This is a genomic window from Ramlibacter sp. P4_H7, from assembly GCF_056400765.1.
On record NZ_JBFUKP010000003.1, the window covers coordinates 190965 to 206386 of the forward strand.

At 61.0% G+C, this 15422-nt stretch carries 14 protein-coding genes and 1 tRNA gene; 4 read left to right on the top strand and 11 right to left on the bottom strand.

What is annotated here, in order from left to right; genetic code table 11:
• Window positions 1-151: 151 nt before the first annotated feature.
• The 3 genes from AC1DSA_RS06055 to AC1DSA_RS06065 form a co-directional block, all read right to left on the bottom strand.
• Window positions 152-778: a DUF1376 domain-containing protein gene (locus AC1DSA_RS06055; RefSeq protein ID WP_477887075.1), complete on the bottom strand. Its 627-nt coding sequence runs from the start codon at window positions 776-778 to the stop codon at window positions 152-154.
• Window positions 779-1279: 501 nt separating this feature from the next.
• Window positions 1280-1873 (bottom strand): hypothetical protein, encoded by a 594-nt coding sequence (locus AC1DSA_RS06060; RefSeq protein ID WP_477887076.1) that lies wholly within the window; start codon window positions 1871-1873, stop codon window positions 1280-1282.
• A 160-nt stretch (window positions 1874-2033) separates the two neighbouring features.
• Window positions 2034-2288, bottom strand: a complete 255-nt coding sequence (locus AC1DSA_RS06065; protein ID WP_477887078.1) for a helix-turn-helix transcriptional regulator — start codon at window positions 2286-2288, stop codon at window positions 2034-2036.
• Between the two features lie 265 nt (window positions 2289-2553).
• Here AC1DSA_RS06065 and AC1DSA_RS06070 point away from each other — a divergent pair, with 265 nt between their 5' ends.
• On the top strand, window positions 2554-3048 hold the full coding sequence (locus AC1DSA_RS06070; RefSeq protein ID WP_477887080.1) for a hypothetical protein: 495 nt from the start codon (window positions 2554-2556) through the stop codon (window positions 3046-3048).
• A gap of 1174 nt (window positions 3049-4222) precedes the next feature.
• On the top strand, window positions 4223-5110 hold the full coding sequence (locus AC1DSA_RS06075) for a type IV toxin-antitoxin system AbiEi family antitoxin domain-containing protein (RefSeq protein ID WP_477887082.1): 888 nt from the start codon (window positions 4223-4225) through the stop codon (window positions 5108-5110).
• Here AC1DSA_RS06075 and AC1DSA_RS06080 read toward each other — a convergent pair.
• Window positions 5087-5992, bottom strand: coding sequence for a nucleotidyl transferase AbiEii/AbiGii toxin family protein (locus AC1DSA_RS06080; RefSeq protein ID WP_477887084.1), 906 nt, complete (start codon window positions 5990-5992; stop codon window positions 5087-5089). The two genes, AC1DSA_RS06075 and AC1DSA_RS06080, sit on opposite strands and share 24 nt — an antisense overlap.
• 857 nt (window positions 5993-6849) lie before the next feature.
• On the opposite strand from AC1DSA_RS06080, the gene AC1DSA_RS06085 reads away from it, so the two are divergent.
• On the top strand, window positions 6850-7971 hold the full coding sequence (locus AC1DSA_RS06085; RefSeq protein WP_477887086.1) for a hypothetical protein: 1122 nt from the start codon (window positions 6850-6852) through the stop codon (window positions 7969-7971).
• A gap of 207 nt (window positions 7972-8178) precedes the next feature.
• Here the strand turns inward: AC1DSA_RS06085 and AC1DSA_RS06090 are convergent, their stop codons facing one another.
• The 4 genes from AC1DSA_RS06090 to serS form a co-directional block, all read right to left on the bottom strand.
• Window positions 8179-9294: a hypothetical protein gene (locus AC1DSA_RS06090; protein WP_477887088.1), complete on the bottom strand. Its 1116-nt coding sequence runs from the start codon at window positions 9292-9294 to the stop codon at window positions 8179-8181.
• Window positions 9295-9563: 269 nt separating this feature from the next.
• Window positions 9564-10883: a tyrosine-type recombinase/integrase gene (locus AC1DSA_RS06095; protein ID WP_477887090.1), complete on the bottom strand. Its 1320-nt coding sequence runs from the start codon at window positions 10881-10883 to the stop codon at window positions 9564-9566.
• Between the two features lie 183 nt (window positions 10884-11066).
• Window positions 11067-11156, bottom strand: a tRNA-Ser gene (locus tag AC1DSA_RS06100).
• Window positions 11157-11201: 45 nt separating this feature from the next.
• A complete protein-coding gene (gene serS / locus AC1DSA_RS06105; protein ID WP_477887092.1) occupies window positions 11202-12512 on the bottom strand; it encodes a serine--tRNA ligase in 1311 nt (436 codons plus the stop codon).
• 58 nt (window positions 12513-12570) lie between these two features.
• Here serS and AC1DSA_RS06110 point away from each other — a divergent pair, with 58 nt between their 5' ends.
• Complete coding sequence (locus AC1DSA_RS06110; RefSeq protein WP_477887094.1) at window positions 12571-12987, top strand: VOC family protein; 417 nt, start codon at window positions 12571-12573, stop codon at window positions 12985-12987.
• 7 nt (window positions 12988-12994) lie between these two features.
• Here the strand turns inward: AC1DSA_RS06110 and AC1DSA_RS06115 are convergent, their stop codons facing one another.
• The 3 genes from AC1DSA_RS06115 to AC1DSA_RS06125 are packed head-to-tail and all read right to left on the bottom strand — an operon-like array spanning window position 12995 to window position 15347.
• Window positions 12995-13936, bottom strand: coding sequence for a threonine/serine dehydratase (locus tag AC1DSA_RS06115; protein WP_477887096.1), 942 nt, complete (start codon window positions 13934-13936; stop codon window positions 12995-12997).
• Window positions 13933-14871 (bottom strand): 4-hydroxy-3-methylbut-2-enyl diphosphate reductase, encoded by a 939-nt coding sequence (gene ispH / locus AC1DSA_RS06120; RefSeq protein WP_477887098.1) that lies wholly within the window; start codon window positions 14869-14871, stop codon window positions 13933-13935. The genes AC1DSA_RS06115 and ispH overlap by 4 nt, the downstream gene beginning before the upstream one ends.
• Window positions 14871-15347, bottom strand: a complete 477-nt coding sequence (locus tag AC1DSA_RS06125; RefSeq protein ID WP_477887100.1) for an FKBP-type peptidyl-prolyl cis-trans isomerase — start codon at window positions 15345-15347, stop codon at window positions 14871-14873. The genes ispH and AC1DSA_RS06125 overlap by 1 nt, the downstream gene beginning before the upstream one ends.
• Window positions 15348-15422: the final 75 nt, after the last annotated feature.

The window sequence follows — 15422 nt, forward strand, 5'->3', positions numbered from 1 at the left end:
CGCGCGGGCGCGAACTTGCGTCAAGCCTCCGCACTTCGCCTTCGCTAGATCTTCATTTCACCAACCACGAGGCCGCGGTAATCGGCGTTCTCACGTACCCAACCGGGGTGGCAATTCACATGCTGCGATACATCTCTTTGGTTCACTCACTTTAGATCTCTATGTCCCACTTGGGCGGGTCGGTTTCCAGTGCTGTCTGCGATTGACCTGTCAATTCCTGAATCCAGCGGTGTCGTCTCTCACGCTCTCTTTCTCTATTCAACTGTCCCTGTCCGTTGCGATCCCGGCGGGATCCCGTCGGCAATTGGCTGTCCGTCACTGCTTCCAGCGCGGTGTCGCGTCTTCTGGCGCGCCGAAGGCCACGTGATTGCGGGTTCAAACAGGCCAACATCTCTGCCGCAACAGCCAGGGCACGATCGACCGGCTCGCGATCGAATGCAGCTCCCCACCGACTTGCATTACCAGCCCCGCTGGTCAACCGAGCCTTTAGTCTTTCCATCCATGCTTCCAGCGCCTTCTCGGCCACTACCGGGTGGTACAGCCTGCCGTCAGAACAATGTCGCCACCCCTGCAACGCGCCATTGCGGATGCGCATCCAAGACCGCTGGTTGCGCCCATGTCCGGCAAGCCGTGCGAGCACTCGATCGTCGTTGGGGATGGATGCAGCGGGGACCTGATGCCACGCCGCACACCAGAGAAGTACGGCAGCCCAGCATGCTTCAGGCGCCACCGTCGCTGCCATATCTGATGACAACAGCCTGGCGACTTCAAGCGGCATGAAGGGAAAGTCTCGGAGATCGCAGTCCGCTGGCGTGAGTGGCGCTCCCAACGTATCAACAGTTTGAGACATGTACTCTTTCAAGCGAGTTGAGAAGGGGGGCTGAGCTCCTCGACGGCCACGATGGCGTCAAGTGCTCGCAGCAGAAGCAGTTCTTCCCTCGAGTCAGGAGACACCTTGCGAAACGCTCGCGCGACTCGCCATCTCTGAGCGCGGTCTCGACATCTTGTCGGGCCGCGGCCGCCTTGCCAAGGCGAACGCCAGTAACTGCTTCATAAGAGACCAGACAGGCGCTCGTAATCTCTTGAAGGCTGGACTGCAAGATCGAGCAGGATGCATTGCGTTTAGCTTGCAGCATTGTTTCCTTCTTTGCTCGAACCTGCGCCCAACCGGCGGCGTTAGCGGTTTCGACGCTGCCGACATAGCAGCACCATGATCAATTCGCATCACCAGCAGGGATATAGCGATGCAACTCTGACGGTTCCGTTCGGCGGTATCACTTCAGTCACCTTCCCGCTCCTCCATAATGAACACTGGGCTGTGACCGGCATGAGAGCAAACGGGTGCGTATTCGTCAGCTATAGCATATGCATAGAGGTGATTGTCTCCTCCTGTGCATTCCCACCGGTCAATTTGCCAACCAAGGACGCGCAGAATAAATAGGTCTCGCGTGACTTGGTAAGAAACGGCCTCCAAGTCGCCTCTTGGCTGCACCACGATAGTTGAGCCCAGCTTTATGAGTGCTAATAGTGCATACGCTGCCGATCCTATAGCGGGAGTCGAATTGGAGCGAATGCTGCCAGCTAAATGCGGATATTTAGAAACCATCTTCGCCATCACCGATTGCTCCTGTTGTGCCGCGCTAGTGGCGGCTTCCGCTACCGCGTTTCTTAGAGCCCGAAGTGCTGCAGCAGTGTCGAACTCGAGTTCCTCCGCTTCTTGGTCAAAGGCCCTCCATGCAATAGTGAGACGCATCTCTAGATCTTCGAGATCGTAGGTTGCTTTCGCCAGAACTTGTACTGCCTCACACATGATGCGACGGCTTGCTTCAAGCGCATTGCTGAAATCGCCGTCAGAGACCGTGTCTTCACTCATCACTCCCCCGTACGTGAAACGGGTGGGCCCGTGTACTTACTGAGATTTCCTGCCGTCTCATCAACGCTCACGGCTTCACTTGTCGGCAGCTTCGCGACGGGGGTGGGGATCATGTAAACCATAGGTTTCCTTTGTCGGCTGTGAACGCGTGCGCGCGGCGTCAACGGACTTCATTGATCAGTTGCTCGATAACATCTGACCGCCACACGGTCACGCGGCGGCCTAGGTGACTTCCTTTTGGAAAGTGACCAGCCTTAATTCCGGCAAACCACGCAGACTTAGAGACTGGAATGATCTCGAGTACGTCACGAAGGCGCAGCAGTCGTACTGCCTTAGCGCCGGTAGACCGGGCGTGTCTGGGCTCGACATTTTGGGAAACCTTGGGCGCGGACGCGCCCGTCAACTGGCTGTACATAGCATCTCCGGTTTAGTCGTTTTGGCGTACATCGCCCAGGCCGACAATCTGGCAAATTTCCTGGGATCCTTGAGATCGCTGGCGGATCGTAGAGCGCCGCAAGTTGGTGCCGGAGAAAGTACCCTCCAAGTTTTCTTTGCTACCCTCCTTAGAAATGTTGACTTGGCCGTTCGCAACTCGTGGCGCGCGAGATCGCACCCCCGCTCCGCCTCCGCAAGACGTACCTTCACCAACCGCGTTCGCTCACAACGACGCCACAATCAAGGTGTGGCTAACGACCGAATTGATCAATCGCCTGAACTGGATAAGTGTTCGCACGGATCTAAGCCGGCATGACGTAATCCGGGCTCTTATATTTCGTCATCTCTATGGCGAGCTGGCCTATGAGATGCTGAACGGAGGAGACCGCCCTCAGACCTCGGACGAGATCGTTGCGGCCGCGAGGAGTCGAGCGGCGAACGCCGCAGTTCCGGCAATGTTTCCGCAGCCGGTCGATCTCGAAATCAGGCGTAGCGCGGATCGGGCGTCAATTCATGCCGCCACGATTGGCGAGTCCACTGACAACATGCGAATCAAGGTTCCGCAAAAGATGAAGGACGACTTAGCGAAACTTGCCACGCTTGAAGGCTTGCCTTTGTCGCACTGTGTTCGCAAGCTATTGGTTCTAGCGGTCTTAGGTGGAATAAGGCACGCGGACTGGCAGAGCGCACTAGGGAACATTGGGAAGGACGTATTGAAGATGGAGGCTGATGGGGAGTAGACGCACGTCACGGCCGTGTACCTAAATTCCCCCTCGCCAGTCTCTTCAGCGAACGGCTTGGCCCGCCGATTATCTGCGGCGTTAAGCACATAGCACACATGCCGGCTGCCGATCTCGCATATGGATCTTCGGGTGCAAACTCTGTGCCCTACCCGAGTAGCGGCCATCCTCACCTCACCCGCAGGAGTAGTCACTCTTGCGCAGTCACTCCGTAGTGCGGATCAGTCATCCGCAAAATCACTCAACGAGGCCTACGGTTTCGGCGCATCGAGTGCCAGCCCCCTCCCCCATACGGCAGTTACTCCGAACGCGGAGAAGTTGAGCTCTGATCAAAACGCTGCATGGCTCGCCTCAATCAGTCAGTAGCCCCTTGCCGTTCGTGGTGGAGCGGGAGGTGACGCGCCGGGGCGCGATTCGCCCCCCGCGGCTCGGTTCGGTCTGCCTGTTTAAGTCTCGCTAGCGCGACGAATTTCATCGAGCCTGCGCTGGACGCCTGCGGCCGATGGTGCCCATGCTGGTGTCGAACGTGGATCTTGCAACGACGTTCCCGGCAGGAGGAGGTATGGATTCAGACTCATGCAAAGGTAGCGGCTTGGGGCGGAGTCCGGGCAGGCGGTCCGTTGACGTCATCATTCCGCTTAGCTGGAGCAGCGGCAGCTTGCCCACCGCACGCGTGCGAGGATGGTTGGTGCTGCGGAGCGCATGCGCTCCGCAGCATAACGCATACTTTGGCGGTTGGCAAGTTGATGAGTCGGTCGCCAACTGTTAGGCTAGGGGCATATATGCCCCCGCCTAACAGTTGGCTATCGACTGCGACCTAGATTGACCAGGCGCGCGTCGATCCGCGTGAAAAGTTCGTCCTTTCTCAGTAGGCCCGAACGCAGGCCCTGCTGGGCGCCCCAAACCCGCTACTTGGCACCCCCCCATACTGGCCTGGCAGCCGGCCATGCGATTTTTCCAGCTGGATCGAGTACTGCATGCTGCCGAGAAATGCATGGACATCTTCGTTCTACCGTGGTATGCTGCGCGGCATATATGCCGCGCAGCACGGTAGCTAACCGCGGTGCGCGTCGACCTGAGACTAATGCCTGAAACAACTTCGGATTCCGTTTACGCTGCTATACTTGGCAGCATATATGCTGCCAAGTACTTCGGCTAGTTGTGGCGGGGGCGCATGAACCGCTCCCGTATCCAGATCGCTAAGGCAGACATCGTCCGCCACTTCGATGCCCTCCCCAAGCACGTACTGAAGGCCAAAGACATCCACGACATCCTCGCAGAACAGCGGGGGTTCTGGCGGTTGGCGCAAAACACGACTGCGGAACAGTTCATTGAGTTTCTCACCAAGCATTCCAAGCTCAGGCTGTACGAGTTCGCCTTCCCGCAGCGGCCCGAGCGATGCTACGTTTGGGAGGACGCGCCACTCCTCGCGATCCTGCAGGCACTGAAGAAGGGGATCCACTTCAGCCACTACACGGCTATGCGCGCTCAGGGACTGACGGAGCAAACTCCCAAGACCATCTACCTGACTGAGGAACGCACCACCGCCACGGTGGCGGCCAGCAGCGAACTCAGGCAAGAGCCGATCGATGCCGCGTTCCGCAAGCCCGCCCGCACCTCCAACAACTGGGTGGAGCACGCCGGCCACAAAATTTACCTCCTTAATGGCGCGGCTACGAACCACCTCGGCGTGGTCAGTGAACTGGTCACCGACGACAGCGGAGCGGAGGTCACCGCGCGACTGACGAACGTCGAACGCACGTTAATTGACGTCACCGTGAAGCCGGAGTACGGAGGCGGAGTCTTCGAGGTGCTGAAAGCTTACGAGCTTGCAAAAGACCGACTATCGGTCAACAAGCTTCTTGCCATGCTCCACAAGCTGGAGTTCGTGTACCCGTACCACCAGGCGATCGGCTGCTACCTGCAACGCGCCGGCTACAAGCCGTCGCAACTGGACCTGGTGCGCCGTCTTCCCATGAAATATGACTTCTACCTTGCCCATGACATGGGCGACACGCGATACGAGCCAGAATGGCGCCTACACGTTCCAAACGGGTTTTAGCCGCTCGATCAGCTGAAGAACGTAGTCGAAGTAGAAGCGGAATTCTTTCAGGTCGAATCCGGGATCCACAGTGGCCTGCACGGCGGGGTATCCCGCGGCGTGGAACTCGTATGTTTCGGCCACCTTGCTGAGAAATTGCAGTGGCACCTTCTTCACAGCAAACATCGAACGCAGGATCTGCTGGGTCTTTTCCGATCCCACATCAACACCCAGCTTCTCCACCAACACAAATATATCCACGAAGTCACGCGGCCTGGCCGACCCCGCCCGGGCTCTCTTTATGATCGGGCCGTAGTCTGGCATCTGCTGGCAAATGGCCCGCAATTTCTCGCACACGATCATCACGGGCGAATAAACATAGATGGTGTAACCCTCTAGATCCGCTGGCTCCTTGTCCTCGACGTATTCGAACCGGCTGATGTCCAGAGAAAACTTTGTTCCCCGCCCGAGGTTCAAGGCCCGCTTGCGCAGCGCCTCCATGTCCCCACCGTAGTCCGCATAGGTCGCCGCGGTCGCGAGCTTGAATACGAGCTCGTAGCCGCCCCAAAAATGCTTCATGTCTTCTGAGATGGCCTTCGGCTTCTCGATCATCTCGAAGTCGAACAGATGAAAACCGTCGGCTTTGAACGTCTCGGCCAGCAACTTCTCGATGCGGTCGCCAACCCCGGCCACGTCATCACCGAAGTCCTGCTCTAGCGAAAAGTCAAGATCCACCGAACTGCGCGCGCTGATGCGGTGGATCAACACCATGGCGTTGCCTCCCTTGAGGACCAACTTCTCCAGCAAGTCATCGTCGGAGAACATCGCCTGTACGGCCAGGATTTTGATTCGCTCCAGCATTCCAGCGTCCGAGGCCTGCGCGGCAGGTTTTTCTCTGTTCATGCCGATGACGGTAGCACAGCGCTGCTCCGCCACCGTGCCCCTCGGCGAACCCCTTCCCGTTCTGGCGAGTGGTAGCAGGTCCACGTCGTGGAGCGCCGCTGGTCGTCACCACGCTACCGTCCCGCATGGCCCGCTCGCAACCCTCAAGCGTATCGGCCAGGCGTTCAGCTGAAACGCGGAACAGCCGAAGTTCCTCCCGAGATTGCGCGAGGGTGACGAGGCTTGCGGTGCAGGTCGGCTGCCTGTTCGAGTGAATACATGAACGATGAAGCGCTTTAGACATAGACCATTACGTCAACCATCCAAGTGATCGCCAAGAGAGATGTGCATTCAAAGCAGCCTCCGAGTGAAGATCAAGGCTATGACCGGAGAGCTGCTCCCCACGTGGGACAGAACTCCCGAGAACGGTGTCTGTACTGGTGTGGCCTGGACGCATGACTTCCTTGGCCAACGCAGGTATTCTTGATCACGCACCGGACCGGGCCCGCCGGGTAAATTCGTTTCGGAGATGCACATGTCAGACGTTCCTCGCAAATGTTGCTCCATATGCGGCAAGTCCTTTCCTCTCTCGGAGTTCAGCTACGGAAACCGAGCGAACCGGTCGTATTGCACATCGTGCGACAAGGCTGAGGCGGCCGCGCGAAAAGCAGGAGGAACAGAAGGCGCGCACAAGTTTTGCCGCGACATGCGCGCCAAATGGATGCCTCGATGCGAAGGTGGCGCCACTCCGTGTGCAAGAGGGCGGCGGTGCTTCCGTGAGTAAGCGCGAGAATGGTTATCTGATGGTGGCTGCGCAGGCAGTCGTCACCATCGACATCAGCTGTTCCCCGGCCCGAGGCAGCGCCTGAGACATGCCCGTGCCTGAAATCACTGTCACCTTGGTCGCCGGCCAGCCTACCGGCGATTCGGGAGAGTGCGATCAGCTCAATCGACTACGCCGAGACCAAGGGGTCCTCACACCTTCGGGCGCCACAAGCTGGGTGCTCAATCCACACTCTCCACTGCCTCTCACGTTGCTGAACGCCAACGAGGCTGTGGCCCGCCAAGTCAAGGCCATTCTGGATGACCTGCAATACTGGTCTCGCAATGTCCCACTGTTGTCACTGCTCATCGCCCAGCACAAGCTTCGGTTCAAGGAGGTCGACGAATGGATTCGCGGCCTCAAGCCACGGTTCGAGGCTGACCTGGCCAAGCGCATACAACAGTCAAAGGAGTGGACAGTCGCATCTGAAAGGGACCGTTCCGAAATCCGGAGTGAATGCCAGCACGAAGCAATTAGTGCCCTCGGAGTCACAGCCGGGAATTCGGATTTAGCGACGTTGTTGCTCGACCACCCTCAGGACCGTTCGCGCGATGACGAACTCCTGAAGCGCTTCAATGGCGATGCGGAGCTGTATTCCTTCTATCTCGGGCAACTTGGCCGAGCGAACCCTGTGGTGACATCTAAAGCCGAGGACTGGAGCAGAAAATCGTGGGAGGGTTTGACTGAGAGGGGGGTCGCCTTGCGTGGCAAGGACATCCCGCTGCAACGGCTGCTTGAGGGGCAGCGCCTCAAAGACCTCAATGAGCTTCTAGGCGACACGATTGAAAAGCCCATCGGCCGCAAAGCGAAGGCACTCGAAGCGGTGCTAGTGCTGCCGGACCTTCAGGAACGACTCTCGCAGCGTGTTTCCTTCAGAGCGCTGTTCATGGCCGTTCTCCCGGGGGATATTGATCTGAGCGAGCTGAGAGCCGCCTTCAATTACGCCAATCAAGTCGCCGCCGCTGTGTGTCAGACCTACGATACCGCCGGGAAGTCCTTGGACTGGCAGCATCGTCAAAAGGAAACGCCACAGTTCTACCGAGGCTGGGAAATTACCCACTGGCCCCCCGTGCCCACGTGCGCTGAAGCCCAATGCCGCAAGTACTCAGTGAAGGATTGCAAGTTTCCGCCATATCACATTGGCTGCACCTGCGAGATGCGCGGCATCTTCGCGTGACCGAAGGGGAGCAGCGATGATTTCCCAATGCTTCTACGTCCCTCTAGCGGGTGGCGTGCCTTCCAGTTCGGCAATTTAGTCCGAAGGCTGCAACTGACACGGGCGCCTTGGCGGACTCGCAGAATTCTCTGGCACGCAAGAACGCCGATCGACAGAGCACTACGTTCCCTCCCGCATGGCTGAACGCGTGCGTCCGCTACGGTAAAACTAGGGCCACGGGTGTGCCGCTATATCGATGAAATGCGGTTCCTTGTAGCTTCGAATCCACGTTTGGACGGAGCCATCACCTGGCCAGATTAGGTTCAGCGGATGCCCCGTAAACAGCGCAAGCATTTCGGCGTACTCCTCATGATCGTAGTCCCCAAAGATTGGGTTCTCCGAGAGTCCTCCAATAGGCATCTGCTTTCCATCTACGTGCGTGGAGATGTACTTCGGTGTCCGAGTAAAGGTGCGCGCTTTCGCGAACACTTTGGCGCTGATCTCTTCGAACTGGAGCGGGTGTAACTGGTGGGAGAAGAGCTTGGCAAACACTTCTTCAGCGAGCCGCTCTTGGGCGCCGCCGTCTGTGACGCAGATGATTCCGACCGTGTTCAATCGAACGGCCATGCAGCCGAAGTCGACGTCGTCCCGGTACATGAAACGCTCTGACGGATTTGGATGCTCTTGAATTGGGAACACCATGAGCGACGAGTGGTACTTCGTATCGTCGCTGTTAAAGGTCAGAGTCGCACGCGCGGCCTGCATAGTGAGGTGCATGAAGCGGAAGCCGTCTAGGGCGCCTGGCCTGAGAATTGCCCCTGCGTTCCCTGCGGCGCGGTTCATCGGCAGCAAGGACTCCGCGTACAAAATCCCGAAAAACAGTTTCGCCACCCACAAGTAAAGGATCTCGTGCCCGAGAGCACGAACTTCTGCCGCACCACCTGGCAACGCGCAAGCGACCTGTCCCTCCACCTTTGACAAGGAAACGTTGTTGCAGGCGGCGCAGGCCGGGATCTTCAGGTCGCGGTATGGGATCTGTGTTCCGTTAAGGAGCACCAACGTTCGGTCCCAAAGGTTGAACTTCCCCTGAAGCCATTTGGCGAAAACGTGTTCCTGTCCTATCTCACCAGAGTCAAACTCCTGGCCGCACAAGAAACAGGTCGCGCGGCTCGCTGTCGGAACATCGTGCTGCGTAAGGTCAATTGCCACGGCAAGCGCCTCCTTGAAGAAACGCCCTCGATTCCCTGATGGCTGCCGGGGCGCCAGAATGCTGGTGGCCTGGGCCGAATCGAGCCACCAAGACGCGAATTTCGATCTGGCAGGAATTCGTTTTCGTTCGAACACTGCTTTGGTTATCGTTCTACACACTGACACCGTGAGAGGCTCAGCGCCCTATGGTTTGTAGAAGATGTATGCGACCTATTCCGTTGCGAAGAGCAAGCTGGACATGTTGCCACGAGGACGGGTCCGACTCTTGATTTGGCTCATGAAGGGAATTGTAGAAACGACGCCCTGAATGTGGAAACGCCCCAGAACCCGAATCGGGCGCTGAGGCGCATGGAATTGGTGGCCTGGGGAGGAATCGAACCACCGACACGCGGATTTTCAATCCGCTAAGCGCGCACCGCGTTGTCTTCCCGCACCTGGCACACCACGGTGGCTGATGAGACTGCTGCTCGCCGAACCATCGCAGGGGCACAAAGCGGCACCGTAGCAGACAGACACCTGTCTAGGTGATCGGCCCAAAACTGCATCATGTGGCGTCGTTCCGGAAGCTGTTGACTGTGGTCGTACGCGCCTCTGACCTTCCCGCGCACGTGTGCCAGCTGAAGCTCAATGTGGTCAGACGGGAACTGCTTCTCATACAGCGCAGTGGAGGCCAATCCTCTGAATCCGTGGCCGGTCATTTTTCCCTTGTAGCCGAGGCGCTCAAGTGCTTTGAGGATCGTGTTGTTGCTCATGCACCTGTTGCTATCGCGCTCCCCAGGGAAAAGTAACTCCGACTGTCCTGAGATCACCTGCAGGGTCCGAAGAACCTGAATGGCTTGCGGCGCCAGTGGAACGACATGGACCCGCTTCATCTTCATGCGTTCAGCAGGAATCCGCCATTCGGCAGCGTCAAAGTCAAATTCCGCCCACCTCGCCTCAATCAGCTCCGACGTGCGCACAAATGTGAGGGCAAGCAGCTTCATCGCGAGTCGCGTGAGCTGCGAGCCCTGATACGCCTCAATTTTATTGAGGAGCTCCGGGAGCTCACTTTCTTGGATCCGCGCGTGATTCTGCGAGGTCCGCTGTGGCAAGACATCAGAAGGTTTGAACTCTCCGGATGGATTACGTGAGGTAAGGCCGCGGGTGATCGCGTACCTGAAGATCTGACTGCACGTGTTCCGGACTCGCCGAGCGATGTCGTTCGCACCGTGGCCCTGGATGCGCTCCATCATGCGAACGATGTCCTTGGGCTCGATATGGACCACTGGCTTGTGCCCGATGTTGGGGAAGACGTTTCGCTCAAGTCGACCCATCACGTCCTCAGCGTACCGAGCATGCCGCCCCTCAGCCCAGACCTTATGCCAAGCGCGGGCGACCGCCTCGAACGAGTTCTCCTGGGCAGTAAGGAGTGCGAGCTTCGCGTCGCGGCGCTCCTCGGCAGGGTCAATGCCGGCCAACACCTTCTTACGTGCATCATCGCGCGCAGCTCGGGCTTGCGCGAGAGGCACGTTCGGATAGATGCCCAACGGCAGGACCTTCTCCTTGCCGGCAAACAAGTACTTCCAGCGCCAGGCTCGGCTGCCCGACGGGGACACAAGGACGTAGAGCGAATTGCCGTCAGCAACCTTGTAAGGGCGGTCCTGAGTGACCAGGTTTCGCAGTTGCAAGTCGGTCAGGCGACCATTGAGCTGGCGGGTTCTGCGGTTCGTAGAGAGTTCAGACATTCGAGGACTTTCAAGCGGTCGGGAAGATACCCCGTTAAGGCTTGCCCTCATACCCCGTTTAATACCCCGTTATGGGGCTGGAACGCCATGGACGTCCCTGGACGTAGAAAAACATAAGGCCTTGATTTCTCAAGGCCTTTTGCTGTTCGAGAGAACCTCTATGGACCTCTCTGGACTACGTCCTGGCGGAGCAGGAGGGATTCGAACCCTCGATACGGTAAACCGTATACCGGATTTCGAGTCCGGCGCATTCGACCACTCTGCCACCGCTCCTGAATTCGGTTCGCGTGGTGCGAAGCCGGCTATTTTAACCCAAGCTCAGGCCGCGAGCCGTTCCAGTCCGCCCAGGTAGCGGCGCAGGGCCTCCGGCACGGTCACGCTGCCGTCGGCGTTCTGGTAGTTCTCGAGCACCGCCACCAGCGTGCGGCCCACGGCGAGGCCGGAGCCGTTGAGGGTGTGCACGACTTCGTTCTTGCCCTGCGCGCTCTTGAAGCGGGCCTGCAGGCGCCGCGCCTGGAAGGCCTCGCAGTTGGACACCGAGCTGATCTCGCGGTAGGTGTCCTGCGCCGGCAGCCACACCTCCAGGTCGTAGGTCTTGGCGGCGCCGAAGCCCATGTCGCCCGCGCACAGCAGCATCACCCGGTACGGCAACCCCAGCTTCTGCAGGATCGCTTCGGCGTGGCCGGTCATCTGTTCCAGCGCGTCGTAGCTCTTGTCCGGGTGCACCACCTGGACCATCTCGACCTTGTCGAACTGGTGCTGGCGGATCATGCCGCGCGTGTCACGGCCGGCGCTGCCCGCCTCCGAGCGGAAGCACGGCGTGTGCGCGGTGAGCTTCAGTGGCAGCTGCGCCTCCGGCACGATCTCGTCGCGGACGAAGTTGGTCAGCGTCACTTCGCTGGTGGGGATCAGGTACAGCGCCTGCTGGTCCTCGGCGCCCAGGCCTTCCTGCCCACCCTTGCTGACCGCGAACAGGTCGCCCTCGAACTTGGGCAGCTGGCCGGTGCCGCGCAGCGTGGCCTCGTTGACGATGTAAGGCGTGTAGCACTCGGTATAGCCGTGCTCCTGCGTCTGCACGTCGAGCATGAACTGGGCGAGCGCGCGGTGCAGCCGAGCGATCTGCTGCTTCATCACGGTGAAGCGCGCGCCACTGAGCTTCACGCCGGTGGCGAAGTCCAGGCCCAGCGGCTCGCCGATGTCCACGTGGTCCTTGACGGCGAAGTCGAACGCGCGGGGCGTGCCCCAACGGCGCACTTCCACATTGCTGGTCTCGTCGCTGCCCTTCGGCACGCTCTCGTGCGGCAGGTTGGGCACGGCCAGCAGAAGGGCCTGCATCTCCGGCTGGATCTGCTCCAGCCGCGCGGCGGACTGGTCCAGCTCCACCTTGCATTGCGCCACCTCGGCCATCACGGCGTCGGCGGTTTCGCCCTTGGACTTGAGCTGGCCGATCTGCTTGGACAAGGCATTGCGCCGGGCCTGCAGCTCTTCGGTGCGGGTCTGGATGGTCTTGCGCTCGGCCTCCAGGCGCTGGAAAGCCTCGACGTCCAGGTAGGGCTGCGGGGACTTGCGGGCCTCGAGCCGCGCGATCACGGACGGAAGGTCTTTTCGGAGCAGGTTGACGTCGAGCATCGGGTGATTTTATTCGGCGCCTTGCTTACGATGGTTCGACCACTCCAAGGAGCATTCCATGGCCATCCAGATCGACTGCTACCTGTCCTTCTCCGGCAACTGCGAAGAGGCCCTGAATTTCTACGCCAAGTGCCTGGGCGGCAAGGTCGCCACGCTCATGCGCTTCGAGGGCTCGCCCATGGACAACAAGGACCTGCCCGCCCACTGGAAGCAGAAGGTGATGCACGGCACGGTGGAGGCCGAAGGCGCGCAGATCATGGGCAGTGACATGCCCCCGGGCATGGGCGTGCCGGGCTACCAGGGCATCACCGTGTCGCTGTACGTCAAGGGCGACGTCGAAAAGGCGCGCAAGTCCTTTGAGGCGCTCGCCGCAGGCGGCCAGGTCACGATGCCTTTCGCGCCGCCGTTCTGGGGCGGCCACTTCGGCATGCTGAAGGACAAGTTCGGCGTCCCGTGGATGGTCAGCAGCGAGTGAGCCGATCTCAAGCCAGCGTCGCCGGGTCCAGGTTGGCGCCGCACAGCACCAGCGTGACGATCTCGTCGCCCTGCGGCACGTAGGCGCCCGTCCGCAGCGCGGCGAGGCCCAGCGCCGCGGCGGGCTCGACGGCCAGCTTGAACTCCTTCCACAGCGCGAGCTGCGCAGCGCGGATCGCATCGTCCGGCAACAGCAGGGCCTCGCGCACGTGGCGCTGCGTCAGCTCCCACGCGATCTCGCCGATGCGCCGGGCGCCCAGCGAATCGGCAGCGATGCCGCTGACCGGCACGTCCACGGTCGCACCCGCTTCGCGCGCACGGAACAGCGTGGGCGCCAGCTCGGGCTCCAGGGCGACGACGCGGCTGCGGTCCTCGAACCAGGCGGCGATGCCGGCAATGAGGCCACCGCCCCCCACGCTCACCAGGACGCTATCGGGTGGCTCGCCGCCCTGCTCCTCGATTTCCATGGCCAGCGTGCCGGCGCCGGCGACCACCTCGGGCTGGTCGTAGGCATGGGTGAGCAGGGCACCGGTCTCGCGCTGGCGCGCCAGGCAGGCCTCCAGCGCTTCCGCATAGGCGCTGCCGATCACCACCACCTGTGCGCCCAATTCGCGCAGCTTGGCCTGCTTGGCGGGGCTGCTCACCGTGGGCACGAACACTTCGCAGTGCACGCCGAGCGCACGCGCCGCCGCCGCCGTCGCGATGCCGGCGTTGCCGCCGGAGGCGACGATCACGCCGCTGCCGGGAATCGGATTGGCCAGCAGCCGGTTGTACATGCCGCGCGCCTTGAAGCTGCCCGCCACCTGCAGCTGCTCCAGCTTGAGCCACACCTCGGCGCAGGCGACACCCAGCGCGCTGCCCGGCACCTTCCACAGCGGCGTGCGCCGCACGAATCCGCGGCCGTCGCCGGCGAAGCGCGCCGCTGCCGCTTCGATGTGGGCGCGGTTCAAATCTTCAGGCCCTTGGGCATGGGGAACTTCACCGTCTCGACCACGCCGTCCATCTTGCGCACGGACAGGGCGCCGAGCGCCTTGATGCGCTCGATCGCTTCCTGCACCAGCACCTCGGGCGCGGAGGCACCCGCCGTGAGGCCGACGCGGGTCTTGCCTTCCAGCCACTCGGCCTTCAGCTCGCTGGGGCTGTCGACCATGTAGCTGGGCACGCCCAGCTTGCGCGCCAGTTCGGCGAGGCGATTGCTGTTGGAGCTGGTAGGGCTGCCGACCACGATCACCACGTCGACGTCGCGCGACATGATCTTCACCGCGTCCTGCCGGTTCTGCGTGGCGTAGCAGATGTCCTGCTGCTTGGGCTCGCGGATCTTCGGGAAGCGCAGCTTGACGGCCTTCATGATCTCGGCGGCGTCGTCCACCGACAGCGTGGTCTGCGTCACCACCGCCAGGCGCTCGGTCTGCGCCGGCTGTACGCCGGCCACGTCGGCGGTGTCCTCCACCAGGTGGATGCCGTGGTCCAGCTGGCCCATCGTGCCTTCCACCTCGGGATGGCCCTTGTGGCCGATCATGATGAACTCGTAGCCTTCCCGGGCCAGCTTGGCCACTTCCATGTGGACCTTGCTCACCAGCGGGCAGGTGGCGTCGAACACGTGGAAGCCGCGGTCCTGCGCTTCCAGCTGCACGGCCTTGCTCACGCCGTGCGCGGAGAAGACCAGCGTGGCGCCGGGCGGCACTTCCGCCAGATCCTCGATGAAGATCGCGCCCTTGGACTTGAGGTCGTTCACCACGAAGGTGTTGTGCACGATCTCGTGGCGCACGTAGATCGGCGCGCCGAACTTGGCGAGCGCGCGCTCCACGATGTCGATGGCGCGGTCCACGCCGGCGCAGAAGCCGCGCGGCTCGGCCAGCAGGATCTCCTGCGGCGTGGCGGGCATCACAGCACCCCGATCAGGTGCACTTCGAAGGTGACGGGCTCGCCGGCCAGCGGGTGGTTGAAGTCGAAAAGCACCGAATCGGGCTGGCCATCGCCATCTGCGTCGGCACCGAGCTCGCGCACGGAGCCGGCGTACTGGCCCGCGCCGTCGGGCGTGGGGAACTTCACCACGTCGCCCACCTTGTACCGCGCGTTCCTGTCCCCCACTTGAACGAGGAGCTTGCGCGCGACCCACTGCACCATCTCGGGATTGCGGTCGCCGAAGGCCTCGCCGGCGGGAATCTGGAACTGCGTCCGGGTCCCCTCTTCCAGGCCGATCAGGCGCTCTTCCAGCGCGGGCGACAGCGCGCCGGTGCCCAGGGGCATGGTCGAGGGCTTGCCGTCGAAGGTGTTGATGATGTCGCCGGCCGGTCCCGCAAGGCGGTAATGCAGCGTGAGGTAGGAGCCGGGTTGCACTCGGACAGCGTTGGGGGCCATGGATAGGGACAGGTTATCCCGCCCGGCCTGCGTGCCGCTGCGGAAAGAAGGCGTGGAAGTTCAATACACTGGCCC